Origin of the sequence: Reyranella sp. (assembly GCF_036558665.1) — a bacterium.
Lineage (GTDB): Bacteria > Pseudomonadota > Alphaproteobacteria > Reyranellales > Reyranellaceae > Reyranella.
This window is the reverse complement of sequence record NZ_DATBFE010000115.1, coordinates 1-1,921: the sequence shown is the minus strand read 5'-3', so window position 1 is coordinate 1,921 and position 1,921 is coordinate 1. Positions and strand designations below refer to the sequence as shown.

Here is a 1,921-nt window from a genome sequence, read left to right as displayed (position 1 = left end):
GCGCCTTCCCGGCTCTCGCCAGTGGCCGTTGCGGGTTTCGTCCCCGGTTACAGTGACGGGGTCGCGGCGGATTCGCACCGCCTTCCCTGGGCCCTCGTGGGCACCCCGGGCGCAAAAACGGGGCGAGGCTAGCAGAGTTCGTCGCCGCTTGCAACCGCCGTGGCCTATGATGCGAGGCGAGGCATGCGACCTCTCTTCGCCGAGAGCTGGCAGCGCAACGTCTGGGCCCTCACGTTGACCGTCTTCATCTCGTTCGTCGGCTTCCAGTTCTTCTCGCCGTTCCTGCCGCTCTACATCCGCGAGCTCGGTGTCACCGATCCATCGAAGATCGCACTGTGGTCGGGTCTGCAGGCGGCGGTGACACCAGGCGTCTCGGGACTCCTCTCGCCGGTCTTCGGACGCCTGGCCGATCGCTTCGGCCGCAAGATGATGCTCATCCGGTCACTCATCGGCTTCGTCATCATCGTGGCGGCGATGGGGCTCGTCACCTCGGTCCTGCAGCTCTTCCTGCTCCGTCTGCTCATGGGATTCTTCGCCGGCTTCACGCCGATGGTGATGGCGCTCGCCACCGTGTCGGCGCCGCGCGACAAGGTGCCGGCGGCGATCGGCATGGTGCAGTCGGCGCAGCTGCTGAGCGTCGCCATCGGCCCGGCCATCGGCGGCTACGTCGCCTCGCACTTCGGAATGCGCTACGCCTTCTTCGCGACGGCGGGATTGTGCGCCGTGGCCCTGCTCGGATTGATCATCCTCTTCCAGGAAGTCGCCGCCCCGGCGCCCGGCACGCCGCGCGCGACGACTTCTCGGTTGCCCCTGCGGCGCATCCTGCTCTATCCGCACTTCCCGGCGGTAGTGGCGCTGCTCTTCATGGCCCAGTTCCTCGACCGCGGCCTGTCGCTCCTGGTTCCGCTCCAGGTCGCGCACATGCCGGGTCTCGAGAAGGTTGCGGCCACCGCGGGCACGATCGTCTCGATCGGGGCCATTGCGGCGACGGCCTCGGCCAACATCGCCGCGCGCTTGGCGCGCGAGATTCCGGCGGCCCGGCTGCTCCTGCTCGGCTTGCTGATCGGCGGGCCGCTCTGCGCGGCGATGGCCTTGAGTCAGGGCTGGGTGTCGCTGCTGGTCCTGCGCACGCTCGCCGGCCTGTGTCTCGGCGCCGCGATCACGCTGACGTACTCGCTGGGCGCCGCCATCGTACCGGCCGAGCATCGCGCCGCCGCGTTCGGCTGGCTGGGGCTCGGGCTTCAGGTCGGCACCGCGGCCAGCCCGCTCGTGTGCGGCGCGATCGCCGCCGCGAGCCTTCCGGGCGCGTTCGTCTTCGAGGGCGTGCTGGCGTGGGTGGCGGTCGCGGTCCTCGCCTTCGGCGCCCGCAGCCTGCGCGCGCGGGCCGTCTAGACCGTCGAGACCGTCGAAGGGGGCCTCGACGGCCCCCGCAGTTGACCCGATGTTGCTTGCCCTAGCATTCAAGGGTCACGTGGCGGGGTAGGCTCACCGCTACCACGGCTGGACGACGCCCGGCGCCGTATCGGCCGGGCGTTGTTTCAGGAAGGCTCGCCGATCGTCGCCCGGACTCGGGCTCCCGAGCAAGCATTCGCCGTCGTCGTGGTCGCCCATGATTCCGCAATTCGGGCACGGGTCAATGCTTCGAGTGTAGCCCATGCCCGATGCCCGCTGCCGGGACGCTGGTGCGCGTCGTGGCGTTCGGCTAGACTCCGGCCAGCCATCCCTACCGAGGTGCCCATGCGGCTGATCGGGCTCGCGGTCGTTCTCGCTCTTGGCCTTCTTGCGCCGTTCGCCGCCGAGGCCCAGCAAGCGGGGAAGGTGCCGCAAATAGGTTACCTAGCGGTGCTGCCCCGTTCCGCGCCGCTGTTCCAGCAGAACCGCCAGGCGTTCCTGGACGGGATGCGCGCGCACGGTTATACAG

General features: G+C 69.5%; 2 protein-coding genes and 1 riboswitch. Both genes read left to right on the top strand.

Annotated elements, in window-relative coordinates; genetic code table 11:
• Positions 1 to 123: riboswitch (cobalamin riboswitch) on the bottom strand. This riboswitch is flagged as partial in the annotation.
• A gap of 60 nt (positions 124 to 183) precedes the next feature.
• Positions 184 to 1,392, top strand: coding sequence for an MFS transporter (locus tag VH499_RS17205; RefSeq protein ID WP_332053973.1), 1,209 nt, complete (start codon positions 184 to 186; stop codon positions 1,390 to 1,392).
• A 345-nt stretch (positions 1,393 to 1,737) separates the two neighbouring features.
• A partial coding sequence (locus VH499_RS17200) for a hypothetical protein (RefSeq protein WP_332053972.1) occupies positions 1,738 to 1,921 on the top strand: 184 nt, incomplete at its 3' end.

Excerpts from the sequence above, each read along its gene's own strand:
- VH499_RS17205 (WP_332053973.1), top strand. The coding sequence starts at position 184 with ATGCGACCTCTCTTCGCCGAGAGCTGGCAGCGCAACGTCTGGGCCCTC.